Consider the following 22,621-nt stretch of genomic DNA (forward strand, 5'->3'; position numbering starts at 1 on the left):
CCCCGAGCGGCGCGCGGGCAAAAAGCCGACGGGAGCGGCCGCGCGGCCGACCGCGAGCGAAGAGCTAACACGCCGCGGTACCGATGCGAGCCCGTGAACGACCGATCGAACGAGGCGACCGATACGCCGAGGGGGGCCCGATGAAGCGGGCGGGCCCCGACGGCGTCGCGCTGATCGGCCACCGTGGCTGCGCCGGCCAGTACCCGGAGAACACGGTCGCGGCCGCCGAGCGCGCGGCGCCGCACGTCGACGCCGTCGAGGTCGACGTGCGCCGGTGCGCCAGCGGCGAGCTCGTCGTCTTCCACGACGCGGACCTCGACCGGCTGACCGGCGCTTCCGGGCGCGTCGCGGACACGGACTGGAAGGCGCTGCGCGAACTGACGGTGCTCGACTCCGGCGAACCGATCCCGTGGCTCGGCGAGGCGCTCGCGGCCGTCCCCGAGGGGATTGGCGTCAACGTCGAAATCAAGGAGCCGGAGACCGCGCTCGACGCGCTCGCCCTCGCGCGGCGGACCGACACCGAGGTGCTGTTCTCGTCGTTTCGCCCGGAGGCGCTGGCGTCGCTGCGCGACCGCGACCCGGCGACGGACCGCGCGCTGCTCGTCGCGGACGCGGCCCCCGAGCGCGCGGTCGAGCGGGCGACGGAACTCGGGTGCGTCGCGGTCCACCCGCCGATCGACCTCGCGACCGAACCGGGCTTCGTCGAGAGGGCGCACGAGGCGGAGCTGGCCGTGAACGGGTGGACCGCGGCCGATCGGGTGGACGCCGAGCGACTGGTCGCGGCCGGCGTCGACGGGGTCATCGCCGACCGGTGGGACCTGCTGCCGGAGGCCGACCGGTCGTCGCGGAATTAAGTGGTCTCGCGGCAAGCGATCCGTATGTGCGGCCGCTACACCCTCTTCACCCCCGCCGCCGACCTCGAAGACAGGTTCGGCGCGGCGTTCGGCGACCACGAACCCAGCTACAACTGCGCGCCCGGGCAGTCGCTCCCCGTCATCCCTGACGCGGACCCGTCGGCGGCGACGCGGATGGAGTGGGGGCTGACGCCCTCGTGGGCCGACGAGTCGTTCGACCTCATCAACGCCCGCGCGGAGACGGTGCGGGAGAAGCGGAGCTTCACGGACGCCTTCGAGCGCCGGCGCTGCCTCGTCCCCGCGGACGGCTTCTACGAGTGGGTCGGCGGCGACCGCGGGTCGGGCAAGACCCCCTACCGCGTCGCCTTCGAGGACGACCGGCCGTTCGCGATGGCCGGCATCTACGAGCGGTGGGAGCCGCCGACGCCGGAGACGACCCAGACCGGGCTCGGCGCGTTCGGCGGGGGGTCGGGCGGAGGGGAGAACGAGAAGAGCGACGACGGACCGATTGAGACGTTCGCGATCGTGACGACGGAGCCGAACGACCTCGTCGCCGACCTCCACCACCGGATGGCGGTGATGCTGGAGCCGGGCGAGGAGGAGGCGTGGCTCCGGGGGGATCCGGACGAGGCCGCCGCCCTGCTCGACCCCTACCCGAGCGACGAACTGACCGCGCACCCGGTGTCGACGCGGGTGAACTCCCCCGCGGTCGACGCGCCGGAGTTGATCGAGCCGGTCGGGTGAGTCGCGTCCGCCGGAGTCGGTCCGTCGGGTACGGACGCGCCGTCCGGGGGGACGGCCTCAACGGAGGCGCGGTCAGGCCGCCAACGAGATGTCCAGGTACAACATGGTGATGACGCCGACCATGAGTCCGAGGGTCGCCACGCGCTCGTGGCCGCTTCGGTGCGTCTCGGGGATGATCTCGTCGGAGATGACGAACAGCATCGCCCCCGCGGCGAACCCCATCGCGTACGGCAACAGGGGCGCGACCGCCGCGACGGCGACGGCTCCGAGCACCGCCAGCGGAATCTCGACGACACCGGCGCGTATCCCCGCGAACGCGGCGTAGATTCGGCGGTCGAGGCCGGCGTTAATCGCCGCGACGGAGACGGCCAGCCCCTCGGGGATGTTCTGGATACCGATCGCGAGCATCAGCGACAGCGCGCTCCCGAGTTGCGCCGGATCGCCGGCGGCCGCGCCGAACCCGACGCCGACCGCGAGCCCCTCGGGCATGTTGTGTAGCGTGATGGCCAGGACGAACAGGACCACCCCGGTTACCCGGTCGTCGCTGACCGGTAGCGTCTCTCCGGGGTTCGCCGCGTCCATGCGACGAGAACCGGTCAGCAGGAAGTGGGCGTGGGGAATCAGCGCGTCCGCCCGATCCAGAAACAGAGCGCCGACCCCGACGCCGATAAGCGTCGGGATCGGGTTACCGCCGGAGTACTCCTCGACGCCGGGGATGATCAGGCTGGTGAACGCGGCGGCGAGCATGACGCCGGCGGCGAAGCCGAGCATCCCGTTGAGGGCTCGCTCGGACGGGCTCCGCCAGACGAGGACCAGCGACGCTCCGGCGAGGTTCAGCAGCGCGATGATGACGCCGCCGACGAACGCCTGTGCTACCGAGGAGGTACCGGCGATACGGACGAACGCCTCGGTGATTTCGACCGCCATCTGACAGCGATAACACGGGGGGGTTGATAAGTCTACACCGGAGACGGTCGCCCGTGGCGCCCGGTGACGAAGCTGCGCGCCCGTTCCCCACGCCCTCCGCCGGCTCAGCGGGCGACCAGGTCCACGACCGTCTCGTCGTCGACGACGACGTTGTACGCGCCCTCGTCCTCGTTCCAGAGGACGAGCCCGTTCTCGACGAAGACGACGGACCCGTAGCCGGCCTCGCGGAGGTCGCGGTTCAGCGCGGTCTCGCGGGTACAGACGAGGTAGTGGTCGGTCGCCTGGGAGCCGTCGCCGACGCGGTAGACGGCGTTGTCTCCCTCGCTCAGGTCGTGGCTGAGCTTCACCGCGAGCAGGTTCACCCGGTCGGTGACGTGCCGCTCCGACTCGGCCATGCGCGCGCACCGCTCCGCGCTCGCCTCGACGTCGACGCGCCGACGGCCGTCGGGGCGGAGGATCGAGTAAGCGAACTGTACGTCGACGTTGACGAACTCGCCCGGCTCGTCGGTCTCGCCGCGCGCCGCCGCCTCGTCGAGCCGGCGCTGGAACGGCGGGACCGCGAGGTCGGGGGCCACGTCGAACGACCAGCCCGGGTCGGTCGGGACCGCGTCGGGCCACAGGCGGAGCGCCGGCGAGTATATCTCGGCGTCCCGACCGGGGTGGCCGCCGGACGCGACGACCTCGCGCTCGACCCGGCGGAGCCCGGTCGCGGTGTTCCGGTCGGCCGGCGCGAACGCGACGACGCTGCCCTCGGGCGCGAGCGCGTCGACCGCGGCGCCCGCGACCGCAGCGGGGTCGGCGAGCTCCGAGAGGACGTTGCCGAACAGCACGAGGTCGAACGGCTCGTCGGTCGCCGGGGCGGGCTCTTCGCCCCCCTCGAGCCCGAGGAACGACTCGGCGGTCGTCTCGTGGACCGTCGCGCGGAAGTTCCGGCCGGTCTCCTCCAGCAGCCGGTCGAGGACCTCCGTCGCCGCGCTCGGCTCGACCGCGTGGTAGTCGACGACGGCGTCGTCCGGGAGGTAGTCGTGAAGCCCGAGCGCGGGCCCGCCGACGCCGGCGCCCACGTCGAGGACGCGGAGCGTGCGGTCGAGCAGGCCGTTCTCGGTCAGGTCGTCGAGGACGTACCCGACCGTCGCGTAGTACGCCGGGAGGTGGTAAACGGCGTAGCCGAGCGCCGCGACGCGGTCGTACTCGACCTCGTTCTCGTAGAGGTAGTCCGTCTTCATCCGGCGGACGCGCTCGCGGAGCTCGGCGCCCGACTCCCCGCGGTGCCAGTTCGCGCCGTACTCGCGGACCAGCAGGTCCTCCAAGGCGAACGAGTACTCGTCCGGGAGCGATTCGGGCGCCCAGCCCGGCGGGTCGACGGGCGCCTCCTCGACGGGGACGAACGCCCCGTCCTCGCGCTCGCGGAGCCGGAGGTCGAACGCCTCCTCGCGGAGCGTCTCGCGGACGACCGCCGGGTGCGGCGTCCCCTCGATGTACTCCGCGATCTCCTCGGGGTCGATCGGTCTGACGTTGCGCAGGTAGTTCGCGTTGTTCCGGACCGCGGTTCTGTCGATCATTGGTGTCTCGTCGCGTCGTCTCACTCCAGCCGCTCTCTCCCCTCGCGGTCGCCGCGGGCGCGCTCGTACAGGGCGGCGAACGCCTCGTCGTCCGCGTCCGCGATCGCCGCCGCCGCGTCGGCCACGTCCTCGGCGCCGTCGAAGGCGCGCTGTATCTCGGCGTACACCGCGGGCGACCCCTCGGTGACGGTGTCGGCCACGTCGTCGAGCGCGGCCGACACTGGGGTGTGGAACTCCTCGCGGACCGGCTCCGCGGCGAGCCGCCACGCGAGCACCGCCGCGTGCGCGCCCGCCTGAACGGTCTCCATCGCGCCGTCGTGCTCCGCGGCGGTCGTCTCGAAGACCTCGTTGCCGCCGGCCTCGATCGACGCGGTGAACGCCTCGACCGCCGGGCCGGCCTCGTCGACGGCGACCGCGACGTTGCCCGGGACGCGCGGCGGCGCGAACAGCGGGTGGTAGCTCGCGCGTTCGAGGCCGGGAGCGTGCTCGCGCATCGCCGCGAGCGCGTCGGTCATCTCGCCGGAGACGTCAACGATCGCCCGCTCGGCGCGCGGCGCGTACGCCTCGACCGCCGCCGGCACCGCCGACATCGGCACCGCGAGGCAGACGGCGTCGTGGACGGAGTCCCCGTCGGCCTCGACCGTCCGGGCGTCGCGCCCGGCCGCGGCGTCGGCCGCGACGGTCGGGTCGCGGTCGGCGAACGCGACGCTCGCGTCGACGGGCGCGGCGTCGGCCGCGACGGTGTCGGCCGCCCAGCGCCCGATCTCACCGGCGCCGACGACGAGGAGGTCCATCGGTTACGAACATGCAGGCGGCGAGTCGGTTAAAAGGACTCGGCTCGCCGCGGCGAGGGCGCGGCCCCTCGGTCGTCGCTCACCCCTCCGCGCCGACGCGCCCGAGGGCTCCGGCGCCGGGCGCGATCGACCGGACGGCCGGGAGCAGCGCGAGCGCGATCAGGAGTTCGAGGCCGCCGACGGCCAGGAACGCGGGGGTGTACCCGAACGCGTCGGTCGCGCTCCCGCCGATCAAAAAGCCCGCGAGGAACCCGAGGGACCCGAAGACGTTGAACAGGCCCATGGCGGCGCCGCGGACCTCCGGCTCGACGAGGTCCGTGACGAGCGCCATCGTCGCCGGCGCCATCAGCGCCCCGCAGACGCCGACGAGGACCATCAGCGCGGCCGCGGCCGGGTAAACCGGAGCGACGCCGACGCCGACGGTGACGACGCCGTACGCGAGCGACCCGGCTACCACGGGTAGGAACCGTCCGATCCGGTCGGAGAGCGCGCCGAACGGCGACTGTAGCAGGGCGAACGGCACGAAAAAGAGCGCGAGCGTCGCGCCCGCGCCGGTCGCCGACAGGCCGAACGTCGCCGGGTCCTGGAAGTAGTACACGCCGACGAGCGCGAAGAACCCGGCCGTGAGCCGGTCGACGAACCCGAACGCGAGGGGGACGAGGAGCCCCGGGGTCCGGCGAGCGCGCGCGAGCACGTCGGCGAAGCCCGCCGTATCCCCGCCGTCGCCGGCCGCGCCCGCGTCGCTGCCGCGGCCGGTCGGGGCCCGGTCGTCGACCGTCGCCGACAGCAGCCCCGCCGCGGCCAGCACGGCCCCGCCGGCGTACACCGGGTAGAGCGCGCCGAGGTCGGCGAGCCAACCGCCGACGACCGAGCCGACCGCCGCGCCGAGGCCGATCGCGAGCCCGGCGGCGCCCATGTTGCGCCCGTTGCCGCCCCGTAAGTCCATCAGGAGGGTGATAGACAGCGAGAACGCCCCGATCGTCAGGGCCCCTCCGACGACGCGGACGAGGAGCGCGGCACCGAAGCCGAGCCCCAGGGCCGGCAGCGACGCGAGCGCGACGTACGACCCCGCGCCGCCGAGCGCCCCGACGACGATCAGCGGGACCCGCCGCCCGAGCGCGTCCGAGAGCGCGCCCCAGACGACCGCGAACGACACGAACGCGCCGCACTCGGCGACCAGGAACCACATCCCGGCGTCGATGCCGGCGGGCGCCCCGAGCGCGACGACGAGGTCGGGCACGCCCGGGTAGAGGAGGACCTGCGAGATCAGCACCGCGAGGACGACCGCGCCGAGCCGCCGGCGGTCGGCGGCGTCCGCGTCGCCCCCGACGGCGTCCGCGTCGACCGAGCGGTCGCCGGCGGCGGCCTCGGTCGCGGGGGAGGGGTCGGGGTCGCTCATCTGCGTATAAAACGGGTCGAACGGTCAAAAGACCGACGCTCTGGGAAGATCCACTCGGAGACGGGCCGCTCGCGGCGCTCTCCGGCCGGTCGGCCGCACCTCAGAGTTCGGACTCGATCGCGGCGGCGATCGACTGGGCCCCGTAGCCCTCTTCGACGGGACTGCCGTTCACGAAGATGCTCGGCGTCCCCTCGACGCCCATCGACGCGCCCTCCGCCCGGTCGTCGGCCGACGCCTGGCCGAACGCCGCGAACCGGGCGTCGGACAGCACCGCACAGGGGTCCGCGCCGGCGGCCTCCGCGGCGGCGCCGAGCGTCTCCCCGCTGTAGCTCTGCTGCGACTCGTAGGCCGCCGTGGCGAACTCGAAGAACGCCTCGTCACCGTTCCGGGCGCCGACGCCGCGGGCCGCGCTCGCGACGGGGACCGCCCACGTCTCGTCGACCGGGATCGGGAAGTCCCAGTGCTCGTACCGGATGTCGCCGGGGTCGATGTACTCGTCGCGGATGACCGGGAAGTGGTCGAGCTTGTAGCTCGCGCAGTGCCCGCAGGTGAAGTCCTCGAACGCCTGAACGACCACGTCGGCGTCCGTGTCTCCGAGGGTCGGCCGGTAGTCGAGGTCCGGGTCCGACGGCTCCGTCAAGTCGCAGTCGTACTCGCCGGTGTCGAGTTCCACGCCGCTGAGGTCGAGGGTCGTCCCCCCGCCGCCGAGACACCCCGCCGCGCCGACGACGCCGACCGACGCCGCGCTCGCGAGCAGGGACCGCCGCGTGCGTTTCATATCGTCTGCTGGGATCGGCGCGCACTTAACCGCTCCGCGACCGGGCGGCGGTCGGTGTGGGGCGAGGCCGCCCCGCTCCCGAACGCTTTTGCCGCCGCCTGTCGACCCCCACGTATGAGCGACTGGGACCTCGACCTGCGGGACGCCGAGGCGAAGATGGACGAGGCGTTCGCGGCGGCGGGCGACGTCGTCCTCGGCGTCTTGGACGGCACGACCGACCCGGAGGAATGGGTCCGCAGCGTCGACTACGGGAACACCCTGGTGTTGTCGATAGACGGCGACCTCAACGAGCTCGCCGCCCCCTTCGCGCGCGACGTGAAGGACATGGACGGGGAGCTGATGCACTTCCGGGGCTTCCTCGTCGTCACGCCGCCGGGCGTGAGCATCGACACCGACCGCCTGAGCGACTCCGGCGGCGAGGAGGCGAGCGGAGCGGACGACGCCGAGGCGAGCGGAGCGGACGACGCCGAGGCGGGCGACACGGACGAAATCGACGAAGGCGAGGACTGAGTCCGGGCCGAACGCCTCCCGACCGCGGCGAGCGACCGCTACCCCTCGCCGACCATCCGCTCCTCCTCGTCCCACTCGCGCTCGCGCAGCTCGTACTTCTGGATCTTCCCGGTCGCGGTCGTCGGGAGCTCCGCGACGAACTCCACCTCGCCGGGCGTCTTGTAGTCCGCGACGCGCTCGCGGACGAACGCCTTGAGCGCCTCGGGCGTCGCGGCCGCGTCGTTCGGGTCGCCGCCCTCCGGGACGACGAACGCCTTCGGGGTCTCGCCCCAGCGCTCGTCCGGGGCGGGGATGACGGCCACGTCGGAGACGACGTCGTGTTCGAAGAGGGTGTCCTCCAACTCGATCGAGGAGATGTTCTCCCCGCCGGAGATGATGATGTCCTTCTTGCGGTCCTGGATCGAGACGAACCCGTCCTCGTCGACGACGGCGAGGTCGCCCATGTGGTAGTACCCCTCTAACCGCTCGGAGAACGCCTGCTCGGTGGCCTCGGGCTTGTTCCAGTAGCGGTCCATCACCTGGTTACCGCGGACGACGATCTCGCCGATCGTCTCGCCGTCGGCGGCGACGTCCTCGCCGTCCTCGTCGACGACGCGCACGTCCGTGCCGAGGTAGCCGATCCCCTGGGTCTTCTTCACCGCGAAGCGGTCGTCGGCGCCCTCGTCGAAGTGGCGCTTCGCGTCGGAGGTGGTGATGAGCGGGCCCGTCTCGGTGGCGCCGTACACGTGTTTGAGATCCCACCCGAACTCCTCTTCGACGGTACGGATCGTCGCCTCCGGCGGCGCCGCGCCCGCGGTGGCGACCCGCACGTCGTTGTCGCCGGTCGTCTCGCCGCCGTGTTCGGCGTAGTGGTCGCCGAGCATGTTGAGGACGGTCGGCGCGGCACAGAAGTACGACACGTCCTCCTCGCGGATCCGCTCGAACGTCTCCGCGACGTCGACGCCGCGGGTACAGACGTGCCGGGCGCCCATCCCCGTGATCGCGTAGATGTGGCCCCAGCCGTTGACGTGGAACATCGGCAGCGTCCAGAGGTAGACGTCGTCGTCGGTGATCTCCTGGTGGATCGAGATGAGGTACGCGTGGAGCGTCTCGGCGCGGTGCGTGCGACAGACGCCCTTCGGGTCGCCGGTGGTCCCCGAGGTGTAGTTGATCGTGATCACGTCGTCCTCGTCCATCTCCGGGCGGTCGTAGGCGCCGGGGTCGGCGTCGTCGAGCGCCGCGTCGAACGACTCCCAGTCGCCCTCGACCGCGTCGGCGTCGTTCGTGAGGAACGTCTCGGTCGGCACCTCGTCGCGGATCGCCTCGACGTTCGCGGCGTACTCGGCGTCGGCGTAGATGGCGTCGACGCCCGCGTCCGAGAGCATGTACGAGAAGTCGCCCGGCGTGAGGCGGTAGTTCAGCGGCGCGTGGATCGCGCCGACCTGCATCGCGCCGTAGGCGGCCTCCAGGTGGTAGTGCGTGTTCGGGTCCAGCACGGCGACCCGGTCGCCCTTCTCGATGCCGCGAGCCTGAAGCGCGGCGGAGAATCGGTCGGCGCGGTCGCCGAGCTCCGCGTACGTGTACCGCGTCCCGTCGACCGCCAGGATCGCTTCCTCGTCGGCGTAGTGGCGGCGCGCCCGGTCTAAGAAGTCCGTCGTCAACAGCGGCTTGTTCATCGTCTATCACTATCGATGATGTGTAAAATCATTTGCGGCCGCCGCAAGGGAGCGACGGTCGCGGGAGGCTTTTCACGGTCGGCCGCGCAGCGTGTGGAGATGACCGACGAGACCGGCGGATCGCCGCTCGGCGAAGGGTACGTGATTCCGATCGCCGGGCTGCTGGCGTTCGCGTTCGCGCTGATGGCGGGGCTCACCGCGCAGCGGGCGCTCTCGGGCGACCCCGCCGACGTCGGGGTGACCGTCGGCCTGGCGCTCGTCGCGGTCCTCGCGCTCCGGATCCGCACGAAGGCCGTCGCGGCGCGGGAGGGCGACGCGGAGGAGACCGAGGCGTGACGGGCGGGAGATGAGTGAAACAAGCAGGGCAAGCGTGGGACAGGGGCGGGACAGGAGCGGGGATGGGCATCGATCACGGCGGCCGGCGCGAGGGCGCGCGACCGCCGTGGACGCGTGGACGAATCGCACACCGGCGGCGGGATCAGAACCCTTAACAGTCGCACGCGATTTTGCTACAGTAGCGGGATGGGATAGCCAGGAGATTCCGCCGGGCTCATAACCCGGAGATCGGTAGTTCAAATCTACCTCCCGCTATTTTCTGTCGACGACCGTGAACGCCGAGCGTAGCGAGGCGCGAGCGCCGTCGTCGACGAGATAGCCTCGGAGAAGGCTTGAACCAGGGAACGGAGTGGCCGTGGTTCAAATCTACCTCCCGCTACTTCTGGCCGACTGCCACCTTCCTACTGCTGGCTCCGCCCTTCGGAGTCGCGGCCACCGAACCCGGAAGCGATTTCCGTCGCGCTGTCGTTTTCACGCGTATGGATTACGAATCGAGCCTCGACCGCGCGATGGATGAGGTACCGGATCTGGGCGGCTCCGACGAGCGGCTGTCGGTTCCGGACCCGGAATGGCAGAAGGACGGGGCGTTCACCCGCCTGACGAACCTCTCCGCGATCGCCGACGCGCTGAGCCGCGAGCCCGAGCACGTCCACTCGAAGATCCAGCAGGAGCTGGGCACCGCCGGACAGTACGAGGACGGCCGCGCCCGCTACAGCGGGAACTTCCGCGAGCGCGACTTCCAGGCCGCGATCGACTCGTACATCGAGTCGTTCGTCACCTGCTCGGAGTGCGGCCTCCCGGACACGCGACTGGAGACCGAGAACCGGACGCCGATGCTCCGCTGTGAGGCCTGCGGGGCCTTCCGGCCGGTGGCGAAGCAGAACACCTCCAACACCCAGCGGCAGGAGGACGCCGTCGAGTCGGGCAACACGTACGAGCTCGAGATCGTCGGCACCGGCCGCAAGGGCGACGGCGTCGCCGAGCGCGGGGAGTACACCATCTTCGTCCCCGGCGCGCAGGAGGGCGAGACCGTGACCGCCTACATTAAGAACGTCTCCGGCAACCTCGCGTTCGCCCGCCGCGAGGACTGAACCGCCGGCTCGGCCGCCGCACCGGGGGCGTCCCCGCGGGGCCGCCGTTCCGCTACCCGACCGTTTATCGGCCCGTTCGCACATCTTGAGGCATGGCCACGAAACTCCCCGAGTCGGCCTTCGACGACCGGCTCGCCGCGGTCCGAGACCGCCTCGCGGCGACCGACGCCGACGCCGCGACGTGGGTGGGCGCGACGGCGATCGAGTACCTCACCGGCTTCCACCACATCCAGACGGAGCGGCCGGTGGTCCTCGCGGTCACCGACGACCGCGTCGAGATCACCGTGCCGCGGCTGGAGGTCGAGCGCGTCGAGCCCAACCCGCGGATCGACGCCGTCCATCACTACTTCGATTACCCCGGCGGCGAACCGGTCTCGGTCGCCGTCGAGATGCTGGACGGGCTGGGCGCGGACGCCGTCGCCGCGGACGCGGACGGGCCGCCGGGCGTGATGGGGTACGAGGGCCCCGCCTTCTCCGAGTCGCTCGACGTCGAGACGCAGTCGTGGGTCGACCGGATGCGCTGGGCGAAGTCCGACGCCGAGGTCGACCTGATCCGCGAGTCCGCGAAGTGGGCGAACCTCGGCCACCGCTACCTCGCCGACTACTCCGAGCCGGGCGCGCACCCGGCGACCGTCTCGCAGCGGGCGTCGACCGACGCCTCGCGCGCCATGCTCGACGCGCTCGGGGACAACTACGCCGTCCGCGTCCGCGGCGACGGCCCGGTCCACGCCGGCTACATCTCCGGCGAGGAGACCGCGCTCCCGCACGGCCACACGCCGAACGAGCGGCTCGCCGAGGGGGACGTGCTCGTCACCGGCGCGACGGCGAACGTCGACGGCTACCGCTCCGAGCTGGAGCGGACGATGTTCGTCGGCGACTACGACGACGAGCAGGAGCACTACTTCGAGCTGATGTTGGAGGCGCAGACGCTCGCCATCGACGCGCTGGGCCCGGGCGTGCCGGTCGCCGAGGTCGACCGGGTCGTCCGGGAGTACTTCGAGGAGCAGGGCGTGACCGACCTCGCGCAGCACCACGTCGGCCACAACATCGGCCTCGGCGCCCACGAGCCGCCGTACATCGACCGCGGCTGGGGCGAGCGGTACGACGGCGACGACGCGGTGATGGCGCCCGGACACGTCTACACCATCGAGCCCGGGCTCTACACGGACGAGTACGGCTACCGGCACTCGGACACGGTCGCGATCACCGAGTCGGGAACGGAGCGGCTCACCAACTACCCGCGCGACATCGACTCGAACGTCGTCTGAGCGCGGGCGCTCAGGCGATCCGCTCGACGGCGACCCGGTGGCCGGTGTCGGCGACGTGGTCCCGACCGAGCGCCTCCGCGTCCGTCGAGGCGTCACAGAGGCGTTCGAGGGGACACTCGCGGCAGACGACGTGGTAGCGCTCGGCTTCGAACGGGGAGTACATACCATCTACACTCTCCCCCGGAGCATAGTTACGAGCAGCGTACCACCCCGATAGCAAGTCCCTACCACGCGGCGAGGGGCGCCCGCGTCACTCGGGCGTCGCCGAAGAACGCGACTCGAACCGGTCGAGGGCGACCTCCAGCATGTCCGGGCTGACGGGCTGATACTCCTCGCGCTCGTGTTCCGGGAGGAACTCCCTGACGCCGTTCCACGAGTCGCGGGCGTAGCGCGCGTCGAGCAGGACGCGGACGCCCCGCTCGTCGGGCCCGCGGATGACGCGACCGACAGCTTGCCGGGCCTTCCGGACGGCGGGGACCGTGAGCGCCGTCTCGAACCCGGACTCGAACCGGCGGTCGTAGGCGGTGATGACCGCTCGCGTCTGCGGCCGCGCCGTGTTGATGATCGGGACGCCGCAGACGACGGCGGCCGCGAGGCGGTCGCCGCGGTAGTCGACGCCCTCGGTGAGCGTGCCGCGGAGGCTCGTCACCAGCACCTTCCCCTCGCCGGCGAAGAAGTCGTCCTTCAGCGACTCCGTCTCGCGGTCGCCGGAGGACTCGTCGAGCAGGACCGGCTTGTCGAGCCGCGCCGAGAGCGACTCGGCCATCCACGTCGCCTCGGCGTAGCTCGGGGTGCCCACGAGGACGTTCCCGTCGCGGCGCGCGACCGCGGCCGTCGCGTCGAGGTGGGCGAGCCGCGTCGGGTTCTCCTCGCCCGGCGCGCCGCGGTTCTGGTGGGTGAACTTCGGCGCGTCGACCGCGAGGCTCGCGCGGTTCTCCGCGGGGAACGAGAGGCCGTACGTCCGCTCGACGACCGGGCGACCGCGCTCCGCGAGATGGTCGAGCCCGGTCACCTCCCGGAAGAGGTCCATCGGCTCCAGCGTCGCGCTCATGAGGACGCCGCCGCCGAACTCCGCGAGGCGGTCGCCGATCGGCTCGCTCGGCAGGCAGTTGTGGAGCGCGAGCCGCGCGTTGTACGCCCGGCGCCACGAGTCGGGCGGCTCCGTCTCGTCGAACGTCCGTTCGAGCTCGATAGCCCGGAAGAAGTCGGTGTGGCCCTCGCGGTACCAGGCGTTGAGGGTGCGGCCGACGCCCGGGGCCGCGCGCTGCTTGTCCTCCTCCTCCAGCGAGTCGAGGACGCGCTTGACGACAGCCCCCACCTGCTCGGCGCGCGCCCAGACCTGCTCGCCGTACCCCTCGCGGTCCGCCCACGCCGTGATCTCGTCTTCGCCCGGCTCCTCGGGGTCGCGGAGCGGGATCGCCTCGTCGTCGAGGTCGCGTATCGACGCCCGCCAGTCCGGGCGCTCGCGGTCGAGGTGCGCGGTCACGCGGCGGTCGAGTTCGCCGCGGAGGTCGGCGTAGAACTCGCGGACGGCCTCGATCTCCTCGACGGTCACGTCCGCGTCCGCCAGTTCCCCTCGGACGAGCGCCGCGTCCTCGGACTCCGCGCCCGCCGACTCGAACGAGAGCGGCTGGACGACGCGGGTGAGCTCGTTCTCGGCGTCGCGGAGGCTCGCGTCCGCGACGGCGTCGCTGACGAGGTCGCGGACGCGCGGTTCGAGCATGTGGGCCTCGTCGCAGACGACGAAGGTGGAGTCGTCGAGGAGCGCGCCGGTGAACGTCCCGGTGGTCACGGGGTCGAACGCGTGGTAGTAGTTGCCTATCACGACCTCGACCTCCGGGACGAGCGCGCCCATCACCGAGTGCGGACAGGAGCCGTGGCCCGCGGCGAGCCGGACCAGCTCGTCGGCGTCGACGTGGCCGAGCTCGGTGACGTCGAACGGGACCGCCTCGGCGGGGTCGCCGTCGTCGGGGAGGTCCTCGAGGAAGCCGGCGTAGAACGGACAGAACTCGACGTCGTCGTACTCCTCGGTGTCCGGGCGGTACGGAGTGGGCTCGCCGTCGACGGAGAGGTAGTCGGCGGCGGTCCCGTCGGCGAGCGAGCCGGCGTCGGCCCCCGAGTCCACGAGCCCGACCTGCTGGCTGCGCGCCTCGCTCACGAGGTTCGAGGTCGTCGTCGCGCCGCCGTCGCCGACGAGGTTGCGGGTTCGCTCGCGGAGCCCCTCGCAGCGCTCGTAGACGTTCTCCCGGTCGATCCCGCCGCGGTTCTCTCTCGCGTACGGGCAGACGTCCGCCTTGCCGACGAGGGTGAGCCCGGAGACCGGGTCGTACCCGTCGAGGAGGTCGTCGTTTATCGTCCGCAGGTCCGTCTCGAACTGGCGCAGCTGCTGTTTGACGCTGGTGAGGACGAAGACGCGCTCGAAGTCGGAGTCCGGGTCGCGGACGCGGTCGAGGCCCGCGGTGAGCGCGAGCATCGTCTTCCCCGTCCCGCAGGCGCCCTCGAGGGCGAGGAAGCCGCCGTCGGCGGCGGCCTCGACGGCGGCGTCGATGCCGTCTGCCTGTTCGGGGTACGGTTCGGAGTGGCCGAAGAGGTCGGCCCACGGGGGCGAATCGGTCACGAGGGCGAGTTACGCGCCATCCGAGTTAAACGCTTCATCGGCGGCACGGCGCGCGCGGTCCGCGACGCGTCGCTGTCGAGGGTGAGGGTGGCGCGGGGGCGGGGCGGCCTCACTCTACGATGTCGTGGAGGTCGGAGAGCCGCTCTATCTCCCAGGTCGGCCAGACGTTCAGCTCCCAGTCGCGGCGGTGGGGACGGCGGATGAACGCCGAGTCGATGCCGGCGTTCTCGGCGGCGCGCACGTCCGACTCGTTGTCGCCGACGAACAGGGCGTTGTCGGCGTCGAGGTCGCCGAGCGCCTGGTCGATGTAGTGGGGATTCGGCTTGCGGAGTTGGAGCGAGTGGATCGTCGGCTCGCGGCCGTACGCGGCGCCCATGCGGTCGAAACCGTCGAAGTGGTCGACGAGGAAGTCGACGGTCGCCTGCTGGTTCGACGAGACGATCCCCATCTGGACGTCGAGGTCCTGGAGCTCGTCGAGGTCGTCGTACGGGGTCTTGCGCCCTTCTCGGGCCTCCTGCTGTTGCGCCCGCGACACCACGTCGTCGCGCGTCCGCCAGAACGACCCCGGATCGAGGTCGTACGTCTGACAGACGGTGCCGACGCTACCGGGGGTCGCACCGATGGTCATCTGCTCTACGTCGTCCGGATCGGGCTCCTCGACGCCGCACTCTTCGAACGCGTCCCGGGTCGCGTCCCGGAGCACGTCGAAGCGCGTGCGGCCCACGAGGACACCGTCGTTGTCGAACACGACGGTATCGTACGTCATAGCACCCATTCACGGTGAGGCGGGATAAGGGTTTCAGTGGCGGTCTCACCGGCGAGAATCGACGCGAGGCGGTCGCTCTGCGCCGATCGAACGGGTCCTCCGGTCGGTTTTACCCGATCGCGGGGCGTGGGTCCCCGCATGCGCGTCAGCGTCATCGGCGGGAGCTCGGTCGGTCCGGAGACCGCGGCGGTCGCGGAGGCCCTCGGCGAACGGCTCGCGGAGCGCGGCCACGTCGTCGTCTGCGGCGGGCTGGGCGGCGTCATGGAGGCGGTCTGCCGCGGGGCCCGCGCGGCCGGCGGCGAGACGATCGGGATCCTCCCGACGGACGACCGCGCGGACGCGAACCGGCACGTCACGACCCCGATCGCGACGGGGATGGGCCACGCTCGCAACGCGCTCGTCGTAATGAACGGCGACGCCGCGGTCGCGGTCGACGGCGCGGGCGGCACGCTCTCCGAGATCGGGCTCGCGCTCGCGCAGGGGCGCCCCGTGGCCGGGCTCGACACGCACGCGGTCGACGGGGTCGAAGCCGTCGACTCGCCCGCGGCGGCGGTCGAGTACGTCGAGCGGGCCGCGCGGACGGACTGACGGGGTAGGGTCGACGCCTGACCGCCGGTCGGGTGTGTTATCAGAGACGTCCGGGGCGGAACCGCGGTGTACAGCTCCGGCACCGCCGGTGGCTCCGACCGAACCGCTCGCAGTTCGCCACGCCTCGACGAGCGCACCGGCGCTCGGCGACGTCGGACCCGTCTCAGCCGTCACCGAACGTGGCTGCGGAGTCGACTCCGGGCACGTACTCTCGTAATTAGATGTAATTAAGATTTATCAGGCCGCGGCGAAACGGATCCGGCAATGAGCGACTACACCACGATCTCGCTGCGGAAGGAGTTCGTCGCGGACGTGGAGGCGTACATCGAGGACGAGCCGTTCGGCTCGGTCAAGGAGTTCGTGAAACACGTCGTCGTCCAGGAGATGGAGTCCGACGAGGGCGTCTCCGAGGCGGAGGCGAAACAGATCGCGCAAAAGCTCCGCGAGCTGGGGTACATGGAATGAGCGGGCGGCACCGGTCGGCCGGGTCGAGCGCTCTCGACGAAATCGAGCGCGCCGACCTCCTCCTGCTCGCCATCCCGCTCGCGTTCTGCGCCGCGTACGCGGCCGCGTCGCTCGTCGCCCGCGGGTACACGGTCCCCGTCGCCGGCGGCTCGCTCGCGGCCGGCGCCCTCGTGGTCGACGGGCTCTTCGTGAACCCGCCGGACGAGGCGTAGTCCGGGCTGCCAAAAAGGCCGAAAGACGCTTGCGAGCCGGCCTACCAGGTGTCGTGGAACGTGTCGAACTCGATCGAGTCGAGCGGCTTCTCGCCGATGGCGGCCTCGTACTCGCCGGGCGTCAGCATCGGCTTGTGGAAGCGCGGGCCGTCGTCCGTCGTGATCCGCGGACAGCCGGTGTTGACGAACGCGTCCATGTCGAAGTTGCGCAGGCGGTCCGGCGTCACCTCGTCCATGGTGATCAGGTAGGCGTTCTCGTTGTTGTCGACGATCTCTTGGGCCTTCTCCCAGCGGCCCTGGCCGATCTTCGTACAGAAGATGACGCCCCACTTCTCGGCGTCCATCGCCTTGTGGACCGCGGCGTATCGCTGCTTGAGGAACTGGTCGTGCTCGGCGATCGACACCGCGTTGTTGACGGGGTCGGCGATGATCACGCGCTTGTCCGGGTGCTCCATCGCGAGCCCGACCGGGTGGAACTTCCCGCCGCCGACGTACAGCACCTGCTCGGCGTCGATGTCCGCGGAGGCGTAGTTACAGCCGAGCACCTGCCCCTCCTTGGTGAGGCGGTCGTCGCCCCGGCGGGTGTGGACCTCGTAGCCGCGCTCCTCTAACCAGTCGGTCATCTCCTCGAAGCGGTTCATGTGCTGGGCCGTCGTGACGAGCCCCACGTCGGCGTCCTCCTCCGGCGGCGCCAGCTCCTCGGCCAGCGCGTCCTCCATGATCGGGAACGGGTCGACGTTCGAGAAGAGGGGGACGTAAACGATGCTGTCGGACTCCTTCATCGGCGTGTGGCCGAAGTGGACGAACACGTCCGTCCGCCGCATCAGGTACGTGTCGAGGTCGCAGGCGCCGTAGCAGGGCTGCCCGGAGAGCATGAACGTCACGTCGTCGGGCGCGACCTCGCGGAGGTCGTCGGCGACCTTCGGGCCGCGGCGCTTCAGTCCCTCGGGGAACTGTAGCCCGACCTTCGAGGCGTCGCGTTCCTCGATGGCCTCGAGGATCCGGTCGAGTTCGTAGTCCCACTCGCGGTCGTGTTTGAGGGCCATCCCCGTCTTCGTCAGGTCGCCCTCCGTGGAGCCGCTCATGTCGAGCGAATTGTGCGGCAGGACGGTTAAACGGCGCGTTCGACCCCGAGCGTCGTTCCGGGCGGTCGCGACCGTCGCTGCCCCGCCGGGAGTTCAGAGGCCGTCGCCGGCGAGCAGTCGGGCGATCCACGCCCTCGGGCCGGGGAGGACCGCGCCCGCCTCGACCGCGACCGGATCCCGGTCGACATCGAACGGCGCCCGCCCGGCGTCGTCGCGTGCGGCGTCCCGAGGGGACCAGACTAACTCGGTGTCGGACTCGCGCTCGGGCGCGTCGCCGCGGACCGTCCACCCGGGCTCGCCGCGGACGGTGAGGCGGTCGGCGGCGAGGTACCGCGCGCCCTCGCCGCCCACGACGAACGGAGTCGAGGGCGAGGCGGGCGTCAAGGGGGTGAAGACCGTGACGCCGAGGTGTCGCTCCGTCGCGTTCGGGTCGCGGTAGTCGACGACGAGCGTCTCGCCGTCGAGCCGGGCGCTGAGGTCCCTCGGCTCCGCGACGCCGTCACGGGCCGCCTCGGCCGCGACCGCGCGACGGAGGCTGTCGTTCGCCGCGAGCGCGTCCGCGCCGGCCGCGAGGTCGGCGCGCGCCCGCCAGGTGGTCGAGCCGTTCGCGTGAATCGTGACGGTCAGTTCGCTCTCGCCGGCGACCACGCGCTCGCCGCTCGGCGCGGTCCGGTCGAGGTCGCAGACGCCGCACACCGGCGTCGGCGGGGCGCGGGCGTCGACGGCCGGGACGGCGACCGCCGCGGTCGCGCACAGGAGCAGTGCGACCAGCAGTGGGAGGGCGCGGGGACGCATGCGACCGGAGCTACTCCGGGAGCCGGCAAGTATCCTGTGGCGCCCGAGGGGGCCGCGCTGCCGCGGCCGACGGACCTAACCGCCGCCCTCGCCAACCGCGCACCGATGACCGACGTTCCGCTCGAACACGTTCACGTCGCGCCGGACGGCGAGGCCGACGGCGAGCCCGCGCCCGCCGTCTTCGTCCTCCACGGCCGCGGCGCCGACGAGGAAGACTTGCTCCCCGTCGCCGCCGAGCTGCCGGGCGACCGCCACGTCGTCAGCCTCCGCGCGCCCGACCCGCTCCAGGGCGGGTACACGTGGTACGAGCTCGACCTCTCGGCGGGCGGCCTGGAGTCGAGCCAGCCGGACGCAGAGGACTTCCGCCGGAGCCTCGATCTGATCGTCGAGAGCGTCGAGGGCGCCGTGGACGCGTACGGGCTCGACGCCGACCGGATCGGCCTGGTCGGGTTCAGCCAAGGCGCGATCACGAGCCTCTCGCTCCTCCTCGAAGCGCCCGACCGCTACGCCTGGGTCGTCGCGCTCCACGGCTACCTCGCGGAGTCGCACGCCGACCTCGATCCGGCGGGGATCGACGGCAAGCCGGTCTTCGTCGGCGCGGGCGCCGGCGACCGCGTGATCCCCGAGTCGCGGACGCAGGCGGCGGTCGACCGGCTCGAAGCCGTCGGCGCCGACGTCGCTCACGGGAGCTTCCCGGGCGGGCACGGCATCGGCCCGCAGGAGCTCGAAGCGGTCGTCGAGTTCGTCGGGTCGCAGACGGCGTAGGGCACGCGGGAAACCGACTCGGAGCCCCGGCTCCGGCAGGTTCAAACCGCTCGCCCACGACGTTCCGGTATGAGCGTCGAACAGGTCTCCATCGAGGACCTCGGCCGAGAGCTCGGCGAGCGGATCGCCGAAACTCCGGAGTACGAGCGCTTCGAAGAGGCGAGAGCCGCGGTCCAGCGCGACGAGGAGGTCCAGCAGCGAATCGACGAGTTCGAGCAGCTCCGCGCGGAGTTCATGCAGGCCCGGCAGACCGGGCAGGCGACGAACGCCGAGCTCCAGCGCGTCCAGGAGGCGCAAGACGAGCTCCACTCGATGCCGGTGATGAGCGAGTACCTCGACGCGCAGGACGACCTGGAGGACACGCTGGAAGCGGTCAACGAGGCCATCTCGGAACCGCTCGCGGTCGACTTCGGCGGCGAGGCCGGCGGCTGCTGTCAGGACTGACACGCGGATCGATCCCGTCGGCGACTGCGGCGGAGAACTCACCGCACCGCGGCGCGTCGCCGACCGACTCCTTATCCCGGATCCCGACCCACAATCGCCGTGATAGCCGTCGCCGGCGGGAAGGGCGGAAGCGGAAAGACGACAACTACCCTCGGGCTCGCCCGCGCGCTCTCGCGGCGCGGCGCGCCGGTGGTCGCGGCCGACGCCGACTGGGACCTGCCGAACCTCGCGCGGTTGGCCGCGGAGACCGGCACGGAGTCGCCGGCGGCCGACGCCGGCGGCCACGTCGACGGGACGGGGGCACGGACCGTTCTCGACGCGGTCCGCGACGCGGCTCCGCTCCGTCCGGACCGCTCGTCTCCGACGGTCCTCGCGGCGCCGGGCGCGCCGCGGTCGGTCGACGCCGGCGCGACCTTTGACGCCCTCGCGGGGGCGACGCCCGACGGGGCGCCGGTGCTGCTCGACAGCCCGGCGGGCGCGTCGCCGGACGTGGCCGCGCCCCTGCGGGCGGCGGACCGCGCGCTGATCGCGACGCCGCTCAGGCGCGCCGCGCTCCGCGACGCCGCGAAGACGGCGGCGATCGCCCGGCGGCTCGGCTGCCCGGCGGTCGGCGCGGTCGTGATCGGGGAGGCGAGCGTGCCCGACCGAGTGGCGAGCCTGCTCGGCTGTCCCGTCCTCGGGACGGTCCCGGACGGCGGCGGCGCCCCGCTGTCCGACCCGGCCGTCCGGAGCGCGTACGACGACCTCGCCTCGCGGCTCTGCGAGACCGCGGCGGCGAGCGGATGGCAGGTCGCGTGAGGATCGCGCCCACCGGCGACGCCGGAACGGCGGACGACGGGGTCGCGACCGGCCGAGAGGGCCGCCATCGACAGACCCAAGCCTCCACGGGCGGCAGCGATCGTATGGAGACGCTTCCGACTGGGATCTCGGTGCTGGACCGACAGTTCGGCGGGGGGCTCCCGAGCGGTAGCGTCGTCGTGTTGAAGGCGAACCCGGACAGCCAGTCCGAGCTCATCCTGGACCGGTTCGCCAGGGTCCGCCGGTGCCGCTACCTGACCACCGTCCGCTCCGCCGACGCGGTGGAGGCGTCGCTGAGTGGCGACGGCGACGAGGAGACGACCGTCGAGGCCCCGACGGAGGCCGGCGACCTCGACGAGGCCGCGGCGCTGACCGGCGACCTCCCCGAGGCCGGCACGCTGATCGTCGACTCCGTGGAGCCGCTGGAGGACGGCGCGGCGCCGGCGGCGTACGCCGAGTTCCTCGGCGACCTGCGGTCCCGGGTCGACGACGCCGGCGGTGTCGCGCTGCTCCACGCGCTCCGCGGCGGCGAGGACCCGCGGACGCGGCGGGTCACGGAGCAGGTCGCGGACGTGGTGTTCGACCTGCGCACGACCGTCGCCGGCACCGAGATCGCGAACCGCCTCGTCGTCCCCAAGTTCCGGGGCGGGGCGGCCCTCGAAGAGCCGCTGAAGCTGAAGCTCACGGACACGGTCGCGGTCGACACGAGCCGCGACATCGCCTGACGCGGTCGGTCGCCCCGACGCGGATTACGGCGCCGCGGACGCGAGGACCACGAGGACGCCCGCGAGGGCCGCCGCGACCGCCCAGTTCCGCGCGGTGTCGAACGCGCCGTACGGCCCGCCCTTCCGCGAGAAGAGGTACAGCGCGTAGACGGCGAGCGGCGCCAGCGTCGGCAGCGTCGCCACGGAGACGACGCCGGTGAAACTCGACAGCAGCGCGACCGCGACCGTCGCCGCGCCCGCGACCCCGGCGACGACCGCGTCCTCGCGCGCCCGTTCGATCTCCATACTCGGTGTGGACGCGGCGGCGGCCAAAAGGGATCCGTTCGCCGGACGCCCGCTCTCCGCCGGGTCGTCCGACTCGTGCGCGCCGGGGCCGCGGCTCGGCGAGAGAAAAAACGGCCGAACCGAGGCCGGCAGAAGCGCGTTACTCCTCGTCGATCTCGTCGACGATCTCGTCGGCGTCGACGTCGACGTCCTCGAGCGCCTCCTCGATGTCGACGTCGCCGGCGCCGGCGCCGCCCATGCCGCCCATCATGCCGCCGAGACCGCCCATGCCGCCGCCCTCGATGACCTCCTCGATGACCACGCGGTCGAGGTCGAGGCGGTCCATGAGGTCCTGCGCGATCTGCTGTTTCTGGAACATCCACTGCTGGTTCATCTGCATCGCCTGCGTCGCCGTGACGTAGAGGACGTCCTTCTCGACCTCCTCGGTCTCGACGGTCTCCTCGCCGTCGTCGTCCTCGGTGACGGTCTCTTCCTCCTCGGTCTCCGTCTCGATGCGGACCTCGGGCGCCTCCTGGAGGTACATGCCGAGCATGCCGGACGCCTGCTCCTCGCGGTCGTCGATAACTTCGAGGATCTCGTACTCGTACTCGAGGTCCTCGCCGGCCAGCGGGTGGTTGAAGTCGACGCGGGCGCGCCCGCCGATGATCGTCTCGAGGTGGCCCTGCTGGTTGTCGATCTGGACCTGCGCGCCGGGGTAGCGGCTGTCCTCCGGGATCTTGTCGGCCTTGACCGTCTCGACCTCGTCGGGGTCGTACTCGCCGAAGGCGTCCTCGGCGGGGACGTCGACCGTGCCTTCGTCGCCGACGGTGCCGCCGATGAACGCCTCCTCGACGGAGGGGAACACGTGGCCGGCGCCGAGCGCGATGATGCGGGGCTCGAACTCGTACTCGTCGACGTCGATCTCGGCGTCCTCGGCCGTCTCCTTGTCGGTCGTGTCGATGACGCGGTCGTCGTCGGCCGTGCGGATCGTGTACGCGACGCGGACGAAGTCGCCGTCTTCGAGTCCGTCGGCGTCAGTCTCGGTCTCGGTCTCCTCGGCCTCCTCGGCCGCGTCCGCTTGCTCCTGATCGCTCATACCTGAAGGTCACCTGTTACACCCTTAAGAAGCACGGTTCGGCCCGAAGCCCGCCGGCGAACGGGAGACAGCGGCGGTTCGGC

Annotated in this window: 26 protein-coding genes and 1 tRNA gene; 14 read left to right on the forward strand and 13 right to left on the reverse strand. The window is 71.9% G+C overall.

Features of this window, described 5'->3' with window-relative positions; genetic code table 11:
• Positions 1-140: 140 nt before the first annotated feature.
• Positions 141-854, forward strand: coding sequence for a glycerophosphodiester phosphodiesterase (locus AMR74_RS11605; protein WP_053772219.1), 714 nt, complete (start codon positions 141-143; stop codon positions 852-854).
• Positions 855-878: 24 nt separating this feature from the next.
• The gene (locus AMR74_RS11610; RefSeq protein WP_053772220.1) at positions 879-1,598 is read left to right on the forward strand and encodes an SOS response-associated peptidase; all 720 of its coding nucleotides are present in this window, start codon (positions 879-881) and stop codon (positions 1,596-1,598) included.
• A 72-nt stretch (positions 1,599-1,670) separates the two neighbouring features.
• On the opposite strand, the gene AMR74_RS11615 is transcribed toward AMR74_RS11610, so the two are convergent.
• From AMR74_RS11615 to AMR74_RS11635, 5 genes are all read right to left on the reverse strand, one after another.
• Positions 1,671-2,525, reverse strand: coding sequence for a ZIP family metal transporter (locus tag AMR74_RS11615; protein WP_053772221.1), 855 nt, complete (start codon positions 2,523-2,525; stop codon positions 1,671-1,673).
• A gap of 104 nt (positions 2,526-2,629) precedes the next feature.
• Positions 2,630-4,087: a small ribosomal subunit Rsm22 family protein gene (locus tag AMR74_RS11620; RefSeq protein WP_053772222.1), complete on the reverse strand. Its 1,458-nt coding sequence runs from the start codon at positions 4,085-4,087 to the stop codon at positions 2,630-2,632.
• A 20-nt stretch (positions 4,088-4,107) separates the two neighbouring features.
• Positions 4,108-4,881, reverse strand: a complete 774-nt coding sequence (locus tag AMR74_RS11625; RefSeq protein WP_053772223.1) for a prephenate dehydrogenase — start codon at positions 4,879-4,881, stop codon at positions 4,108-4,110.
• A gap of 79 nt (positions 4,882-4,960) precedes the next feature.
• On the reverse strand, positions 4,961-6,280 hold the full coding sequence (locus AMR74_RS11630) for an MFS transporter (protein WP_053772224.1): 1,320 nt from the start codon (positions 6,278-6,280) through the stop codon (positions 4,961-4,963).
• A gap of 100 nt (positions 6,281-6,380) precedes the next feature.
• On the reverse strand, positions 6,381-7,058 hold the full coding sequence (locus tag AMR74_RS11635; RefSeq protein WP_053772225.1) for a DsbA family protein: 678 nt from the start codon (positions 7,056-7,058) through the stop codon (positions 6,381-6,383).
• Between the two features lie 114 nt (positions 7,059-7,172).
• Between AMR74_RS11635 and AMR74_RS11640 the strand changes: the two genes are divergently transcribed.
• Complete coding sequence (locus tag AMR74_RS11640; protein ID WP_053772226.1) at positions 7,173-7,568, forward strand: DUF5779 family protein; 396 nt, start codon at positions 7,173-7,175, stop codon at positions 7,566-7,568.
• 38 nt (positions 7,569-7,606) lie between these two features.
• Here AMR74_RS11640 and AMR74_RS11645 read toward each other — a convergent pair whose 3' ends face one another.
• The gene (locus AMR74_RS11645) at positions 7,607-9,223 is read right to left on the reverse strand and encodes a long-chain-fatty-acid--CoA ligase (protein WP_053772227.1); all 1,617 of its coding nucleotides are present in this window, start codon (positions 9,221-9,223) and stop codon (positions 7,607-7,609) included.
• 99 nt (positions 9,224-9,322) lie between these two features.
• Here AMR74_RS11645 and AMR74_RS11650 point away from each other — a divergent pair, with 99 nt between their 5' ends.
• The 4 genes from AMR74_RS11650 to AMR74_RS11665 all read left to right on the forward strand — a co-directional run bounded on the left by AMR74_RS11650 (position 9,323) and on the right by AMR74_RS11665 (position 11,918).
• The gene (locus AMR74_RS11650) at positions 9,323-9,559 is read left to right on the forward strand and encodes a hypothetical protein (protein WP_053772228.1); all 237 of its coding nucleotides are present in this window, start codon (positions 9,323-9,325) and stop codon (positions 9,557-9,559) included.
• A 180-nt stretch (positions 9,560-9,739) separates the two neighbouring features.
• Positions 9,740-9,814 (forward strand) — tRNA-Met (locus AMR74_RS11655).
• Between the two features lie 224 nt (positions 9,815-10,038).
• Positions 10,039-10,650, forward strand: coding sequence for a translation initiation factor IF-2 subunit beta (locus AMR74_RS11660; protein WP_053772229.1), 612 nt, complete (start codon positions 10,039-10,041; stop codon positions 10,648-10,650).
• Positions 10,651-10,742: 92 nt separating this feature from the next.
• Positions 10,743-11,918, forward strand: a complete 1,176-nt coding sequence (locus AMR74_RS11665) for a M24 family metallopeptidase (RefSeq protein ID WP_053772230.1) — start codon at positions 10,743-10,745, stop codon at positions 11,916-11,918.
• Positions 11,919-11,928: 10 nt separating this feature from the next.
• Here the strand turns inward: AMR74_RS11665 and AMR74_RS19140 are convergent, their stop codons facing one another.
• From AMR74_RS19140 to AMR74_RS11675, 3 genes are all read right to left on the reverse strand, one after another.
• Positions 11,929-12,081: a hypothetical protein gene (locus AMR74_RS19140; RefSeq protein ID WP_167551912.1), complete on the reverse strand. Its 153-nt coding sequence runs from the start codon at positions 12,079-12,081 to the stop codon at positions 11,929-11,931.
• Positions 12,082-12,168: 87 nt separating this feature from the next.
• A complete protein-coding gene (locus tag AMR74_RS11670; RefSeq protein ID WP_053772231.1) occupies positions 12,169-14,535 on the reverse strand; it encodes an ATP-dependent DNA helicase in 2,367 nt (788 codons plus the stop codon).
• A gap of 109 nt (positions 14,536-14,644) precedes the next feature.
• A complete protein-coding gene (locus AMR74_RS11675) occupies positions 14,645-15,301 on the reverse strand; it encodes an HAD family hydrolase (protein WP_053772232.1) in 657 nt (218 codons plus the stop codon).
• A gap of 138 nt (positions 15,302-15,439) precedes the next feature.
• Here AMR74_RS11675 and AMR74_RS11680 point away from each other — a divergent pair, with 138 nt between their 5' ends.
• The 3 genes from AMR74_RS11680 (at position 15,440) to AMR74_RS11690 (ending at position 16,566) form a co-directional block, all read left to right on the forward strand.
• A complete protein-coding gene (locus AMR74_RS11680) occupies positions 15,440-15,889 on the forward strand; it encodes a TIGR00725 family protein (protein ID WP_053772233.1) in 450 nt (149 codons plus the stop codon).
• Positions 15,890-16,153: 264 nt separating this feature from the next.
• Positions 16,154-16,354, forward strand: a complete 201-nt coding sequence (locus tag AMR74_RS11685; protein WP_053772234.1) for a hypothetical protein — start codon at positions 16,154-16,156, stop codon at positions 16,352-16,354.
• Positions 16,351-16,566, forward strand: coding sequence for a hypothetical protein (locus AMR74_RS11690; protein WP_053772235.1), 216 nt, complete (start codon positions 16,351-16,353; stop codon positions 16,564-16,566). Before AMR74_RS11685 ends, AMR74_RS11690 begins: the two co-directional genes overlap by 4 nt.
• A gap of 41 nt (positions 16,567-16,607) precedes the next feature.
• Here the strand turns inward: AMR74_RS11690 and dph2 are convergent, their stop codons facing one another.
• Both dph2 and AMR74_RS11700 read right to left on the reverse strand, forming a co-directional pair.
• Positions 16,608-17,651 carry a diphthamide biosynthesis enzyme Dph2 gene (gene dph2 / locus AMR74_RS11695; RefSeq protein WP_053772236.1) on the reverse strand — a complete coding sequence of 348 codons (1,044 nt, stop codon included), beginning with the start codon at positions 17,649-17,651 and terminating at the stop codon, positions 16,608-16,610.
• 93 nt (positions 17,652-17,744) lie between these two features.
• The gene (locus AMR74_RS11700) at positions 17,745-18,446 is read right to left on the reverse strand and encodes a hypothetical protein (protein WP_053772237.1); all 702 of its coding nucleotides are present in this window, start codon (positions 18,444-18,446) and stop codon (positions 17,745-17,747) included.
• 105 nt (positions 18,447-18,551) lie between these two features.
• On the opposite strand from AMR74_RS11700, the gene AMR74_RS11705 reads away from it, so the two are divergent.
• The 4 genes from AMR74_RS11705 to AMR74_RS11720 all read left to right on the forward strand — a co-directional run bounded on the left by AMR74_RS11705 (position 18,552) and on the right by AMR74_RS11720 (position 21,178).
• Positions 18,552-19,211: an alpha/beta hydrolase gene (locus tag AMR74_RS11705; RefSeq protein ID WP_053772238.1), complete on the forward strand. Its 660-nt coding sequence runs from the start codon at positions 18,552-18,554 to the stop codon at positions 19,209-19,211.
• 69 nt (positions 19,212-19,280) lie between these two features.
• Positions 19,281-19,655: a YlbF family regulator gene (locus AMR74_RS11710; RefSeq protein ID WP_053772239.1), complete on the forward strand. Its 375-nt coding sequence runs from the start codon at positions 19,281-19,283 to the stop codon at positions 19,653-19,655.
• Positions 19,656-19,754: 99 nt separating this feature from the next.
• A complete protein-coding gene (locus tag AMR74_RS11715) occupies positions 19,755-20,453 on the forward strand; it encodes a nucleotide-binding protein (RefSeq protein ID WP_053772240.1) in 699 nt (232 codons plus the stop codon).
• 104 nt (positions 20,454-20,557) lie between these two features.
• Positions 20,558-21,178: an RAD55 family ATPase gene (locus AMR74_RS11720; protein WP_053772241.1), complete on the forward strand. Its 621-nt coding sequence runs from the start codon at positions 20,558-20,560 to the stop codon at positions 21,176-21,178.
• A gap of 24 nt (positions 21,179-21,202) precedes the next feature.
• Here AMR74_RS11720 and AMR74_RS11725 read toward each other — a convergent pair whose 3' ends face one another.
• Together AMR74_RS11725 and AMR74_RS11730 are read right to left on the reverse strand one after the other, a co-directional pair.
• Positions 21,203-21,463: a hypothetical protein gene (locus AMR74_RS11725; protein ID WP_053772242.1), complete on the reverse strand. Its 261-nt coding sequence runs from the start codon at positions 21,461-21,463 to the stop codon at positions 21,203-21,205.
• 139 nt (positions 21,464-21,602) lie between these two features.
• Positions 21,603-22,538: an FKBP-type peptidyl-prolyl cis-trans isomerase gene (locus AMR74_RS11730; protein ID WP_053772243.1), complete on the reverse strand. Its 936-nt coding sequence runs from the start codon at positions 22,536-22,538 to the stop codon at positions 21,603-21,605.
• Positions 22,539-22,621 lie beyond the last annotated feature (83 nt).

Source organism: Halorubrum tropicale (assembly GCF_001280455.1).
Taxonomy (GTDB): Archaea; Halobacteriota; Halobacteria; order Halobacteriales; family Haloferacaceae; genus Halorubrum; species Halorubrum tropicale.